The following is a 13,771-nucleotide window of genomic DNA, read 5'->3' on the forward strand; positions in this document are numbered from 1 at the left end:
TTTATGCTTCCGTAGCTTCCCTTTAGGGATTGAGGGTGCACTCTTGGCGGTGAACTCTAACCGCAGAGGTCGCAGAGAACGCAAAGATTAAGCCTTTTAGGGAGTGAGGGTTATCAGTTAATAGTTATTCGTCTTAGACGCTGTAATTTACCTTCAGGGATTAAGGGTAATGGTTTTATGCTTCCGTAGCTTCCCTTTAGGGAGTGAGGGTGTGCTTTTAGCGGTGAACTTTAACCGCAGAGGTCGCAGAGAACGCGAAGGGGCAACCCTCATACTCAATCACTGACTTTTTCCTTTCACTCTCCCACTCCATCTTCTATATTTGCCCTCCGAAATTGATATACCATGAGTAATACACTGATTGAAGAGCTACAGTGGAGAGGTTTGATCCACGACATAATGCCTGGTACGGATGAGCAACTGACTAAGGAAATGACCACCGGTTATGTTGGTTTCGATCCTACGGCTGACTCTCTTCATATTGGTAACCTCGTGCCTGTTATGCTGCTGGTGCACCTGCAACGAGCCGGTCATAAGCCATTAGCCCTTGTGGGAGGTGCAACAGGTTTGGTGGGCGATCCATCGGGTAAATCTGCCGAAAGGCCTCTGCTCGATATTGAAGCCCTTAACCATAACCTCGAATCGCAAAAGAAGCAGTTGCAGAAGTTCCTCGACTTCGATTGTGGTGAGAACTCAGCAGAGATTGTCAATAATTACGACTGGTTCAAAGACATTGGCTTCCTCGAGTTTATCCGCGATGTAGGCAAACACATTACCGTGAACTACATGATGTCCAAAGACTCAGTGAAGAACAGGCTGGAAGGTGGTATGTCATTTACCGAATTCACTTACCAGCTGGTACAGGGCTATGACTTCTTCCACCTCTATGAAAACATGGGCTGTAAGCTGCAAATGGGTGGTTCTGACCAATGGGGAAATATTGTTACCGGTACTGAACTGATCAGAAGAAAAGCACAGGGTGAGGCTTTTGCCATGACGGCTCCCCTGGTGAAGAAAGCTGATGGCACCAAATTCGGTAAATCTGAAGGGGGTAACGTCTGGCTCGATGCTGAAAGGACTTCTCCATACAAATTCTACCAGTACTGGCTGAATACTTCTGACGAAGATGCCAGTAACTTTATCAAGGTCTTTACCCTGCTTCCTAAAGAAACAATCGAAGCCCTGGAAAAAGAACATGCTGAAGCACCTCACCTGAGAACATTACAAAAGGCTTTGGCAGAAGATGTCACCCGCAGAGTTCACTCTGAAGAAGACCTGCAAACGGCCATTAAAGCCTCTAATATCCTCTTTGGTAAATCTACTACCGAAGACCTGGCTTCTTTGAATGAGAGCACCCTCCTATCCGTATTTGAAGGTGTTCCTCAGGTAGAAGTAGCCAAGGCTGAAATAGACGCTACTGAAAACTATATCGACCTGCTCAGCACTGTGACTAAGGACCAGATCTTTGCCTCCAAAGGCGAAGCCCGCAGAATGCTGCAAGGCGGTGGTGTATCCATCAATAAGAACAAGATTGAGGATATGAATGCTAAGCCTGAGTTTAGCCTGCTTCAGAATAAATACTTTCTGGTGCAAAAGGGTAAGAAGAACTACTATTTGGTGGTTGTGGCGTGAAATCCCATGTTGATATTTCTGTACATCTTTTTAGAGAGCCTTTAGTATAAGCCAAAAAGCGAAAGCTGCGGCCGAATCTGAAGCAAATTGCTTTGCATTTTCCGGCCTTCTATCTCCTGCCAAATGAGTTTGATCTAGTTCTTCACGTTCTAAAATGTCTGAAATGCCCCGGACAATGCCATATAAAGTATTTTGAGCGCCCTTTCCTTGCCTTTGTACTGCTTTGAGAAAGCCGTAACCTTCCATTTCCACGACTGAAGAGTCGTTGTAATGGTCTGTTATTATTTTCCCCACTTCGGAATCGTAATGATCGATCAACTGCTCTCCTGATGCTATTATGCCTATGTCAGCGTTGGGTGTGCTGTCATACTCTCCTTTGATCAGACTATTCCAATCATCTTTGTTTCTCTCCTTCTTGGCCTTTTCAATAAGATCAAACGATGGTGAAACTGCATCAGGTCTTGCCTTAAAAGACTTTTCTGATGCCTTTCCACCTTCGTAGTAATACACTTTATCCGGGAAAATAACATCGCCTATTCTAAAATCATTAGGCTTCCTAGAACCGGCAATTCCAACAAATAGAATTAGATCGGGATTAAAGTTCTTAATGGCTCTTTCCGCTTCTTGGGATGCTGTGGTATTTCTCGCCCCGCACTCACGGATGATAACATTAGCAATGGTCTTTCCCTGATATTCGAACACTCCTCCTTCATAAGTGGTGGAATCCATATCAGCATCAACGATTTTTGTCAAATGCTCTCTCACGGCTTGATATTCCTCTTTTATTGCGGTCAGTATTACCACAATCGGGCTGGATGATTCATTGCTTTTTTTGATCTGCATTGCTGCTGAAGTTGTGTGTTTCTGAAAATTTGATGTTGTACTGAATAACCTTTCAAAGAGGCTTAGTTCAACCAAGTTGCTGCAGGCCTGATAAGCAGCGGTGAAAGAATGGTTGTATTTTGACTTATCATAAATACACCGAGCAGTTTTTCTATGTCCTCTTTGCTTAACAATTGTACCGAGCCTAAATGCTTGCGACTCCGATATGGTTGAGCCGAAGTAATGGATATAACCACTCAAAAATTCGTCTTTCAGTCCTGAGAAGCCTTCGCAGAGCTTAAGGACACTTTCAATGTCCGCCTTCTTTTCATGTAAGAACTGAGTTTGAAAAGAGTCTGAAATGATAGTGTCAGAAATCGGTTTTTCAATTTCTTTTACTGGAATTGACCCGAGTAAATACATAGTAAGCACTGACTTTGAAGTGCTTGAGAGAAAGTTGGGTTTGACATTTTTAGGAAGAACTTCCCAAATTTGACTTCTCTTCGAATAACGCGTGAGATCATTGATTTCACTATTGCTTATGGAGACAAGCAGACTTTCTTTAAAGTCTTTGCCAGTTAGCAGATGATCCATGACCTTGAAAAGCAATTCTTCAGGTGCCTTCACTCCTGCCCAAAGCTTACCACCTTGTTTAACGGATAGCTCCCAGCAAATTTGTCCTCCAGGTTTCGTGATGTCAACATGTTTAAGCAACTGGGCATTATTGGCGATCATTTCCCCGGCTATTTGATGCAGTCGCGTTTCATCTTTTCCAGATGCAATCTCTACAAACTGGCTGTCCTTAATGGCCTCTGAAAGAGTTTTTAAGCCCGAAAGATGATCATTGTCTATATCTATAGCCAGTTGTGATTCAATGGATTGGACGGGACTGTAAACATGGGTAACAGTTTTTGCATGGAGTAATAGCCATTTTCTCTCAATTGCCATCTTTAGTACGAGCTCTGCTACTGACTTTTCAAGCTTTGGTAAAGCTTTCACCAGATCATTTTCAGCAGTATCAGGCAACCACAAACCGTGTTTTGAGATTAGTTCCGGCTGATCGATCATCCAGATCCAAATGGTATTAGCATCCCCGGGTTTCTGATGTGCTAACCGTTCTTTGATAAAGCCGAATACGGTTTCTTTCCACCAATTGGGTTGATCGGATTGCAGGGCTTTTATCAATATACTGCCTGACTCTTTTGCGTGTCCTTTGCTTAGGAGGTTCCTTGTCAGCCAATCGTTCAGAACGTTTGAGATCCTTGGAATGGCATTAGGAAAGCCTTTCCAAGTCTGGTAGATAAGAGCTGTAATCTGTTGCACAGTTGCCTGAGTAGTTGCATCCAGAATGGCCAAAAACAACTTTTCTTTTCCCTTCATGCCAGAATTGCTGTTGGGGCTGACCTGAGAAATGAAGTTAGCAAAGGCTAGCATTGGACCTGGTTTAGGTGCCTGATCCAAGGTATTGTACACCTTACCGTAATCCTGCAGTCTTTTGAGTACAGACAGGGAATTGACCTTTGGGCTGAAGTCGTCTATTAATTGTTGAAATTCGGATGCCTGAGTTTTGTTGCCAACGAGCCAATAGGCTAAAGGCGATGGGGATGAATCGACCGCGGTGGAATCGATCACTTCAATGAAATGCCTTGCCCAAAGTGACTTCGAATCGCCAGGTACAAAAACGATGTTGACCATTTCGGCATTCAGTCGCTGCGGATTAAATGCGGCTCCAATACGAAGCTTCATTTTGGTCTCGAAGGGAATTCTCGGCCAGATACGATTTAGCCATTCCCAATAACCCTCTTCTGAAAGCCAGACTACCCTTTCGTCCGCAAGCAGTGCATTGACTGCGGCCATTTCTTGTGGGGCGAGTAAAGATGAAGGGGCTTTAATATCAATAGGAGTATATTCTATAGAAGCCATGGCCGCTTCTTTGTCGATGGCGGTTAAATGGAACTTAAAGAGATCAGTAATGTCCTTGACCTTTGGTAAGTCTTCTTTTTTGATAAAAAGGGCGTGGGCAAATACTCTTCCTGAACGCAATGTTTGGCTATCGGGAAAGGTCTTGATCAGCAGGAAATGATCTTGTACAAAAAAACCACGCACAACGGGTGCTTGTAGTACGCCTCCCTCCGGCCGATCAGCAAGGTCGGTATATCCGCTAACCCGTTCGAACAGCTCATTCTTTTCTTCTGAAGCTGCTAAGAGATCATGGCCGGAGGTAACGCCTTGCTTTTCCCCGTATATCGCTTGCTCTATGATCATCATAAATTCAAAACCTCATGGATCAAGCGGGTCAAGTCTCTTTCTTCAGGATTGCCATCCGTGACGAGATAACCAAAGCTTTCAGGTAATTCATCCAGGTATTTGTCTTGATTTTCCTGGCTATCCAAGGGGAATTCTTGTGCAGAAACCCCGGTGACTTTGAATTTTCCTTCTTTCCAATTTGACCGAATAAATTGATAAAACAACGGTAGTTTGTTTTGCAATACCTGCTCGGGAGTGTCGGTAGTATTTAGTTCATCCCAGCATGTGAGCGCTATGAGCAAACAAGGGTTGCTGATCGGCTCTTTCATTCCGGTGCCTCTGGCATGAAGCAAAACTTGAATTAACTCTATGAATTGGGATTGTTCTGATGAACCGCTTGTGGGTTGAGCTTCTTTCTTTTTCTCTACCTCAGCAAAGCCTTTCATGCTCAGGTCATAACGGCTCTCTATTTCTGCTGGTCTGATAAAGAGTATCCATCGATCATTTTCTTTTGACCGCTTGATCCAAGTTTTGTCATATTCCAGCAGCTTGACAAGGTCGCGCACCTGCTCTCCACCATAGTCTTTGCAATTCAGTACAAATTCCTTCTCGCCTTCTACAACAGAAAAGGACACTTCCAGATTCTCCGTAGAGGCAGTAGCTTCTGTCTCTTTTCCTTCTGCCAGACGCTTGTAGGCATTCTTGATCCCTTCAATATTTCCGGGAACTTCAGCCAGTTTCAACTTCCCCTCTCTTGTTAAGAGCCGGCCATAAAGTTGTGCCAAAAAGGTGGTCTTACCCGATTTTGGAGGGCCGATGATGAGTAGTTCGTTATTTGCTTCCATAGCTACCTCTGTATTTAAAGAAAAAGTCACTTGACTCCGGTTGCATTGGCGCGACTGTCAATGGTTGCGGATTATCCATTTGATTCAACAAAGACTCGGTGCCTTTTAGGTTATTGACATGGCACAGCTCATCTGAGTCTGATTTTGAGTAGTTGCTGATTTGAAGCGAAATGGCATCTGGAAACAATGTTTTGAGACTCGTTTCTATCGATTCCACGATGTTACTTCTCATGCTGTCTGCCAAATCAGCCTTAGACCATAACAACACGATTGGACGTTTATTCAACCCTTTTTTGACCTGTTCAGCCAGTTGAACAATTTCCAGCTTTGCCCTTCCACGTTGATCTATGATGGCCTGGCAGTCGATGAAAAACAAAAAGCCATGAGATTTTTCATAGATCCATCCCGCATTTTCTGCCGAAGGATCGTCAACATTGTCTGCCCATTTAGAAAAAACCTCACCGGAAGAATCTGCAAAGAGAACATCGTGTAAGTGGTTTTCATTGCGTAGAGCAAGATGATAGAGGCTTTGAAAATCTTTGTCGGAAGGCGTAGCATCAGGATAGCGCACCTTTCCATTTTCCTTTATGTGTAATGTTTTGGCCTGTAATTCCCAACCGCTCAGTGTATAGCTACCGGCAAAATCCCAGCCCTCAATTAGTTTACCATTGAACAGTAAGGTGTAGAGCATGGCGAGGTAAGTTGTTTTACCTGCTCCCGAAGAACCTATCAGGCCAATGATCTTTGGTGTGCCTCTATGCGCCAGCAGGTCAATCTCATCTTGCTGCAAAAAATCACCACTCCAGGGAATGGTGCTTATTGTTTTATTCTTCTTGGAAGTTACCTTGGCTTCTTCTTTATGAGCGTTTGCTATAAAATGTTTGCACTTTGGATACTCTGGCGATCCTAATTCCTGACAAAAATCCTGAGGGGCATGACAGTCCTCCTTACTACATTGACGTCTGGCCATCTTTCTTCTTATTTAGCTGTTGCTAAGGCATTTGCTTGCAATCCGTGAATTAACCAGAGAGCCAGGTCCGATAAAGAAACTTCGTCCTTACTGTCGATCCCTGTTTCATCAAAAAAGTGTTCGGAACCTTTTGATACTGCATTTGCCAGTCCTACTAAAAGCGTTTTGCGCTCATCGTTTTCTACGGCATGTTCAGCCAAAGTTGATTTTGAATCAACGGTCGCGTTGGAAATCTCACCAAGCCAGTCGCCCAGTGACTTCTTTTTATCTGCTTCTTCGCCTTGCAGATCTTTCAGCGTTTCTCGAAGCAAGTAGTCAACACTTATGGGACAGATGGGGCCAACCTGATCGGCTAAGTCAAAAGCTGTCGTAATGGCGGTATCCAACGGACTTAAGCCGCGATAGGAAGCATTGAGCCTGGGAGAATAAAGGGCTTGCTTCCACCAAATCAGTTCACTGCGTTTGTTGTTGGCAGTGATGCTGCTGACAAAAGAGCTGTTTATTTCTTCGAAAAACGGTTGAAGTTCAGCAAAGTAACTATCCAGACTCTTCTTTACTGAATCAGAAATTGCAGATAAGGATTTGCTTTGTTGGAATAAAGCAGAGTTGATCTCATCAGAAAGTCCTTTTGCAAAATTATTTGCAAAGTAACCCGCCCAGTACTGATTATTAGGCGGGTGCGGATTATTTCCAGTGTTTTCAGAGTAGCTTTTCCATCCACTATGCTGTGCAGCTTCTAACAAGTGTTGTTTAAGAGTTCCTTCATCAATTTGAGCTGCCTTTGGAGTGTTAATAGTAACCTCGTCTCCTTTGAATTGACTTGCTTGAATTTTCTTACCTATTCCCCAAATAGCTTGGCCTTCTACTTCAGTACTGTCAGCTACATTTTGTAAAAGCTTGTCTATAGCGTTCTTCTCTGCATCCAAATGATAGTATTGAACCACATCGCGAGCCGTGTGCCAAACCATAGCGGCAAAAGCTACATCACTTTTTGCCAATTGGCTTAATGATTCAAGAATGACTGCTCTGACATAAGTGGTCGATTTGTCCTTGGTGGCTGTCACATTGTTTTTGAAGGTAGACCATTTCTTGATGATGATGTCTTCAACTTCCTGAACTACCGGATCAGTGTCTTTGATCTTAGGGTCAAGTGCCACGAGTGTGTAGGTTATGACTTTTGGCTTCTTTTTTATAAGCAGCTTTTTAATATCGGTTACTGCCTTTTTCAGGTTGTCAATACTTGATTCATCAGTGACCTTAATGTGTTGAAAGGTCAGGTAGCTTTGAAGGATCGATTCTGGCATAGGCGTTTATTATAATTTTAATTATGTTATTTCAAATATAAATTATTCCAGAATACAATTCTAAATCTGTTTTGTAGATGTAGAAATAAGAATTGATAAAAACAAAAACGCCCACCTTTTGGCGGGCATTTAAGTCAATTCAATATTTCTGATATGGTCTACTCCTCATCCGGTGGTGTCACCGTAATCTCCAGGGAGGCTACCGCACTGGCCTGAAAGAAACCTAAGGCACCATTGCTGAGGTTGTTTCTGGGATTGGCTGGTGGTGGGCTAAACATGCCTCCGTCATTATTGATGAGGTTATTCAGGTCCGAATAGAAGATAAACCCTTCCCGGCTCAGGCTGTACATTTCCACCTTGGCACGTTCGCCTTCCTGGTAATAACCTGCGATTTCAATATCGTCAATGGATTCTCCCAGTGTTTCATCATCGAAAACGTAAATATCTGTTGGCCAGTCCAGTACCAACTCATCATTTCGGTAAAACTTAAAGAGGTAATAATCCTCTCTGTCCTGAGGTTCCTTGGCAAAGAAGAAGACAGCCAGGAATCTTCCCGGTTCTTCGGGATCTTCAAACTCATCAGGGTCCACCTTAACCGTAAGTGAGTCAATTTGAGTCACAGGTAACAATTCATCAGTAGCTGAGTAAGTGGTTCCATCTACTTCTACATTGAGGGTATAGGTACTACCAATGGCACCGGCAAAGTTGGCATTTGGATAATAGAAACCTTCGCTCTCAGCCTCTCCCGATGGGTTATGTACCAAAACGACCTGCTCCCCTCCTGATGTCGTAATAGCTACCTGAGCATTGGTAATTCTGTCTGTGGAGCCTTCATCATAAAAGCTCCTGTTTCTGGATACTTTCACATAGCTCTGCCCCTGTACATTCGTCACCAATCCCTCGATGACTACTTTGTTCTCGGTCTCCGGACTATCTATGGTAATGGTTTCTTCGCAGCCCATAATGGTCAGCAAAAGACCTAAAGCGAGTATATATGTTTTAATGTTTTTCATGATTAGAAGGTGATATTGTAGGTTACTGAAGGAAGTATCGGGAACAGGTAAATCAATCTGGCCTCTTTTTGTGTACCATCGCCAATGATGTTGTCATCATCATCCATTTGAACTCTGGTGTACACTGAGAATGGATTCTTACGGCTGTAGGCATTGTACAGGGCGAAAGTCCATGATGTCTGGTACTTCTTGCCTGTATTTTTCCTTGGCGTCAGGGTGGCACTCAGGTCCAGTCTGTGAAAGTCGTCCAGTCTGTAGCCGTTTCTTTCGGTGATGATATCCGGGATGTAGCCATCGCCAAATTCGTAGGAACCGGCAGGTAAGGTAATTGGTCGGCCGGTACCATAAGTAAAGTTTCCACCGAAAGTCCATTTGTCATTGTACTCATAAGTGGCCACTACGTTCAGGCTGTTTCTACGGTCGTAATTGGCAAAGAATTCACGGCCCTGATTCACTTCGGGCACCAGTCTGGTCACCTTAGACCAGGTATAGGAAACAAAGCCTGTCAGGGCACCTTTCTTCTTCTGAGCCATAAATTCCAGTCCATAAGCCTCGGAGCTACCCTGACGGAATTCAGTAGCCAGATCCTTATTAAAGAAGATTCTGGCATTGTCAGCAAAGTCGGTGACATTCTGCATGTCTTTGTAATAAGCTTCCACTGAAAGCTCATACTTGTTGTTCTCCAGGTTCTTGAAGTAGCCCACGGCAAACTGATCTGCTAACTGAGGCTGCAGATACACCGAACTCGGTGCCCAGGTATTGAATGGTAATGGAACGGTTCCACTACTAATGAGGTGCGTATTCTGCACCATGCGGTTGTAGCTGGCCTTAATACTGCTGCTTTCATTCAGGATGTAGCGGGCAGCAAACCTTGGCTCCAGGTTCACATAAGTCTTAATGTTTTCGAAGCTGTCATAATAGGTAGAATCTACTCTAATGGGTTCTACATTATTCGAGATGTCCTGATACTCATAGACCATCTGCTCTCCGATATTCTGGAAGATGGATAGTCTGGCGCCATACTGTACGCTGAGCCTGTCTGTGATCTGCTGCTCAAAACCGGCATAGAAAGCGTGATCGAGAGCAAACTCCTCCTGCAATTCGGTACGCTTGAAAATAGAACCTTCATCAGGATTAATAATCCCCGGGCTAAACTGCCGGTAGGTTAAGTGATAGCCAAAGTCAAGGCTCAATTTCGGGTTGAAAAAGTAGTTCAGGTCTTGCTTGAAACTGTACTCGGTAATGAATGAATCCCATTCAAAGCCATCGCTTTCACTGGTTGAAGCCAGGCCATAGTCGAATCGACTCGCAATCAGTGAAGTATTGGAAAACAGTTTGTCGTTGAACAGGTGATTCCAACGGAATGTACCCGTTTTGTTTCCCCAGTCGAAGCCGAAGTCATCGCCAAAGCTAAAGTCGTCTCTACCTGCGTATAAGGCCACAAAGAAGCGGTTCTTGTTATTGGCTCTCCAGTTCACCTTGGCGTTCACATCATAGAAGTACACCAGGTTATCCTGATCTGCTGCCTTTAGAAATAAATCTACATACGATCTTCTGGCCGAAACGATAAAGGAGCTTTCCTCCTTCTTAATCGGGCCTTCCAGCATCAGGCTACTGGCCAGTAAGCCAATACCAGCTTCACCTCCAAATTCCTTGTTATTACCGTCTTTGGTTCTTACTTCGAGAATGGATGATAAACGTCCACCGAATCTGGAAGGAATTCCACCTTTATAAAGCTCAGAATCCTTAATAACATCCGCGTTGAATACGGAAAACAGCCCGAATAAGTGGGAAGGGTCATATACCGGAGCCTCATCGATCAGAATCAGGTTCTGGTCGGCACTTCCACCACGTACGAAGAAACTGGAGGTTCCCTCTCCTGCCGAGATTACGCCCGGAAGCATCTGGATTGTTTTAATGATGTCCGGTTCACCAAACAGAGCCGGCAGCTTCTTCACCTGAGCCATATCTATTTCATTCTTGCTCATCTGAATGTTAACTACCTGCTCATCTTCTCTTTCCCCGGTTACCACAACTTCAGTCAGTTCCGTGGCTTGCAGGTTCAGATCGATATTCATGGAGATGTCTTTGTCCAGTACAATCTCTTTTACCTGATTTTCCATACCAATAAAGCTGTACCTGATATGGTAAGTGCCTTGTGGTAAAGTGATGGAATAGAAACCATATGGGTTGGAAATAACTCCGGTTTTGGTCTCTTCTACGAAAACAGTTACCCCAATGAGTTCCTCACCATTGGATGCATCTCTGATATAACCGTTCAATGTGAATTTCTCCTGGGCCTGTACTATGCTGACCATGCATAGCACCCAGGTCATAAGCGTTAATTTGCGCATTGTTGTTTTTGATTGAGTTTTTGATTTTTAATCCTTTGCCCTTATGACGATTCAAAAGTGTATTACACGTACAGGAAGGGAAAACTTTTTTAGCGTATGCCTTGAGCAAAGGTTACGCCAAAGCGACAAAAGTATGTTAAGCTTGAGTTAAAAAATCAGGATCAGGCGCTTTTGGGCTGATTGATTAAGGATTTGAGCTTATCGTTATCCATTGTTTCCAGCATATCTTTTGTGTAATCATAGCCGATGGTAAATAGCTCTCTGGATTTTTTAAAGTCGAAAGTGCCGAAGCTTCTGAGCTCTGCAGGCTTGATATAGACATCACACAGTTTGCTACTGGCCAGCACATTGGCACTAAGCGCCAGCACTGTCACTCGTTCAATCATTCGCTTGGGGCCGGAAAGGGTTGGCTCTTTGATCACCGGTGCTACATTCACCCCAATAATGAAGTCACACCCCTTCTCTTTAAGTATTTCGGTAGGCATATTATTGAGTATGCCTCCATCGACATAGTGATCATTGCCAATCTTCACCGGATCGAAAATGAAAGGAATACAGCAGGAAGCCATAATGGCCTGTCTGAGTGAGCCTGAGTTGAACAGCTCAGCCTTTCCCTCATTGAGGTTGGTAGCAGCAATATAAAGTGGTATTTCACTATTCTCGAAGCTGTCTTCTTCCAGATACCTCTTGTAAACGGATTCTGTCTTCTGAATATTCAGGAGTCCGGTAACACTGAAGGCGGGCCAAACGAGTTTGAGGATATTGGTATTCTCGAAAATCTTAAGGGTTTCTTCGGGACCATAGCCGTAAGCATAGAAAGCGGCAGCTACCGATCCGGCACTGGCGCCACTGAGCATATCTACTTTGATTCCGGCTTCTTCCAGCGCCTTTAAAACGCCCAGGTGAGCAAAACCTCTTGCTCCACCTCCCGATAATGCCAATCCTACTTTCATGTCTTAGAGAATTTCTTTCAAAGGAAATGTTTTGTCCAGCCTCACTCCTTTTTCGGTGTGCTTCACTGTACAACACTCGTTGACCGGGTCATGTTCTAAAAAGAGCACATATTCATTGTCTGCGGCTTCATTTAAGAACTCCTCTTTCTCTTTCAAGGTCAACAAGGGTCGTGTATCGTAACCCATGACATAAGGTAGTGGAATATGTCCTACTGATGGTAGTAAATCGGCCATAAAGGCAATGGTATGGTCCTTATACTTGATTTTAGGAATCATCTGCTTGTCGGTATGACCATCGGCCAAAAAGACATCGAACTGGTTGAAGGGTGATTTACCATTGGCCGGCATAAAGTGCAGGTTACCGCTTTCCTGCATGGGCAGGATGTTCTCTTTCAGGAAGGAAGCTTTTTCTCTGGCATTGGGTTGTGTAGCCCATTTCCAGTGCTCCTGGTTAGACCAGTATTTAGCATTGGGAAAATGAAGCTCCAGTTTGTTAGGATCATCGCCTATATAATCAACTCCACCACCACAGTGATCGAAATGCAGGTGAGTGAGGAACATATCGGTGATGTCATTTCTGTGGAAGCCAGCTTTCTCCAGTGAGCCATCTAATGAGCCGTCACCATGCAGATAGTAATGACTGAAGAATTTAGCGTCCTGTTTATTACCGATACCATTGTCGATTAGGATCAGCTGATCTCCATCTTCAATCAGAAGACATCGCATGGCCCAGGTACAAAGGTTGTTTTCATCGGCCGGATTGGTACGGGTCCACAGACTTTTAGGTACTACCCCAAACATGGCTCCACCATCTAATTTAAAACGCCCGGTATCTATGATGTGTAATTTCATTTTAACTGATTATCAATTAGTTGTATAAGTGAGTCGCACTTTTGCTTTAACTGTCCATAGCCTTCATTACGCAGGTTCATAAAATTGAGATAACTCCCCATCATGTTAATAGCCTCATTGGTCAGCAAAGGTTGGTAGCTCTGTATGCTTGTTCTCCCATTAAAGGTGATGTTTTTGAGCATATAGGGATACAAATGTTGGTCTACCAGGTTTCTGATAAAGCTGTCTTTATTCCTGATCTCAGCATAGGAAACATTATAGTGATTAGCCAGTGCTGTTTTGAGTTCAAAGGAAGAAATGATGTTCATGTCGCCTGAATTGATCAGCGCATTGTAGGTGCCATTGTTGCCTGAGAAATAAGGGGCCATATAGGTGCTGATCACATGCCGGCTCTCAAACTTCTCTACAGGTTGTTGACTATACATCAACTGGAAGGCCTCTCCCACATTTTTGGCCAAGACCTGAGATGAGTCCATCAGGGTTTGCAGTGAGGTCTGATCACTGACGAGGTCTTCTTTCAGCGCCTGAAGATAGAGTTGTTCCTGCCTTTTCTCCTGCTTGTTCTGCGAGAGATTATCCAGCATAAAGGCAATGGTAATACCGGCTATGACCACAATCAGGTCAATGAAGTAAGGCTTATAATTCCGGCTTGCTTTCGATTTCGCCATGGAGAATTTCGTGAAGCCTAAGTTCGAGAAACTGAAGCAAATAAAAAAGGTAGCTTCGGGGATAATAGTTACCGCTAAGAACGCAGAGAACGCCAAGTATTAAAAAGGTCT

At 43.9% G+C, this 13,771-nt stretch carries 10 protein-coding genes; 1 reads left to right on the forward strand and 9 read right to left on the reverse strand.

The window, feature by feature from the left end:
* Positions 1-345 precede the first annotated feature (345 nt).
* On the forward strand, positions 346-1,632 hold the full coding sequence (gene tyrS, locus ACOOEY_RS00135; RefSeq protein WP_420386629.1) for a tyrosine--tRNA ligase: 1,287 nt from the start codon (positions 346-348) through the stop codon (positions 1,630-1,632).
* A 30-nt stretch (positions 1,633-1,662) separates the two neighbouring features.
* Here tyrS and ACOOEY_RS00140 read toward each other — a convergent pair whose 3' ends face one another.
* The 9 genes from ACOOEY_RS00140 to ACOOEY_RS00180 form a co-directional block, all read right to left on the reverse strand.
* Entirely contained in the window at positions 1,663-4,722 is a 3,060-nt protein-coding gene (locus ACOOEY_RS00140; protein WP_420386630.1) for a hypothetical protein, read from the reverse strand.
* Entirely contained in the window at positions 4,719-5,546 is an 828-nt protein-coding gene (locus tag ACOOEY_RS00145) for a hypothetical protein (RefSeq protein WP_420386631.1), read from the reverse strand. Before ACOOEY_RS00145 ends, ACOOEY_RS00140 begins: the two co-directional genes overlap by 4 nt.
* The gene (locus ACOOEY_RS00150) at positions 5,533-6,516 is read right to left on the reverse strand and encodes a TRAFAC clade GTPase domain-containing protein (protein ID WP_420386632.1); all 984 of its coding nucleotides are present in this window, start codon (positions 6,514-6,516) and stop codon (positions 5,533-5,535) included. The genes ACOOEY_RS00145 and ACOOEY_RS00150 overlap by 14 nt, the downstream gene beginning before the upstream one ends.
* 8 nt (positions 6,517-6,524) lie before the next feature.
* Positions 6,525-7,820 (reverse strand): GTPase-associated system all-helical protein GASH, encoded by a 1,296-nt coding sequence (locus ACOOEY_RS00155; protein ID WP_420386633.1) that lies wholly within the window; start codon positions 7,818-7,820, stop codon positions 6,525-6,527.
* A 158-nt stretch (positions 7,821-7,978) separates the two neighbouring features.
* Entirely contained in the window at positions 7,979-8,833 is an 855-nt protein-coding gene (locus ACOOEY_RS00160; protein WP_420386634.1) for a DUF4249 domain-containing protein, read from the reverse strand.
* A gap of 2 nt (positions 8,834-8,835) precedes the next feature.
* A complete protein-coding gene (locus ACOOEY_RS00165) occupies positions 8,836-11,187 on the reverse strand; it encodes a TonB-dependent receptor (protein WP_420386635.1) in 2,352 nt (783 codons plus the stop codon).
* Positions 11,188-11,348: 161 nt separating this feature from the next.
* Positions 11,349-12,140 carry a patatin-like phospholipase family protein gene (locus tag ACOOEY_RS00170; RefSeq protein ID WP_420386636.1) on the reverse strand — a complete coding sequence of 264 codons (792 nt, stop codon included), beginning with the start codon at positions 12,138-12,140 and terminating at the stop codon, positions 11,349-11,351.
* 3 nt (positions 12,141-12,143) lie between these two features.
* Positions 12,144-12,992: an MBL fold metallo-hydrolase gene (locus ACOOEY_RS00175; protein WP_420386637.1), complete on the reverse strand. Its 849-nt coding sequence runs from the start codon at positions 12,990-12,992 to the stop codon at positions 12,144-12,146.
* Positions 12,989-13,660, reverse strand: a complete 672-nt coding sequence (locus tag ACOOEY_RS00180; protein ID WP_420386638.1) for a DUF6090 family protein — start codon at positions 13,658-13,660, stop codon at positions 12,989-12,991. Before ACOOEY_RS00180 ends, ACOOEY_RS00175 begins: the two co-directional genes overlap by 4 nt.
* Between the last annotated feature and the right edge of the window lie 111 nt (positions 13,661-13,771).

Origin of the sequence: Roseivirga sp. (genome assembly GCF_965216855.1) — a bacterium.
In the GTDB taxonomy this organism is placed as follows: domain Bacteria; phylum Bacteroidota; class Bacteroidia; order Cytophagales; family Cyclobacteriaceae; genus Roseivirga.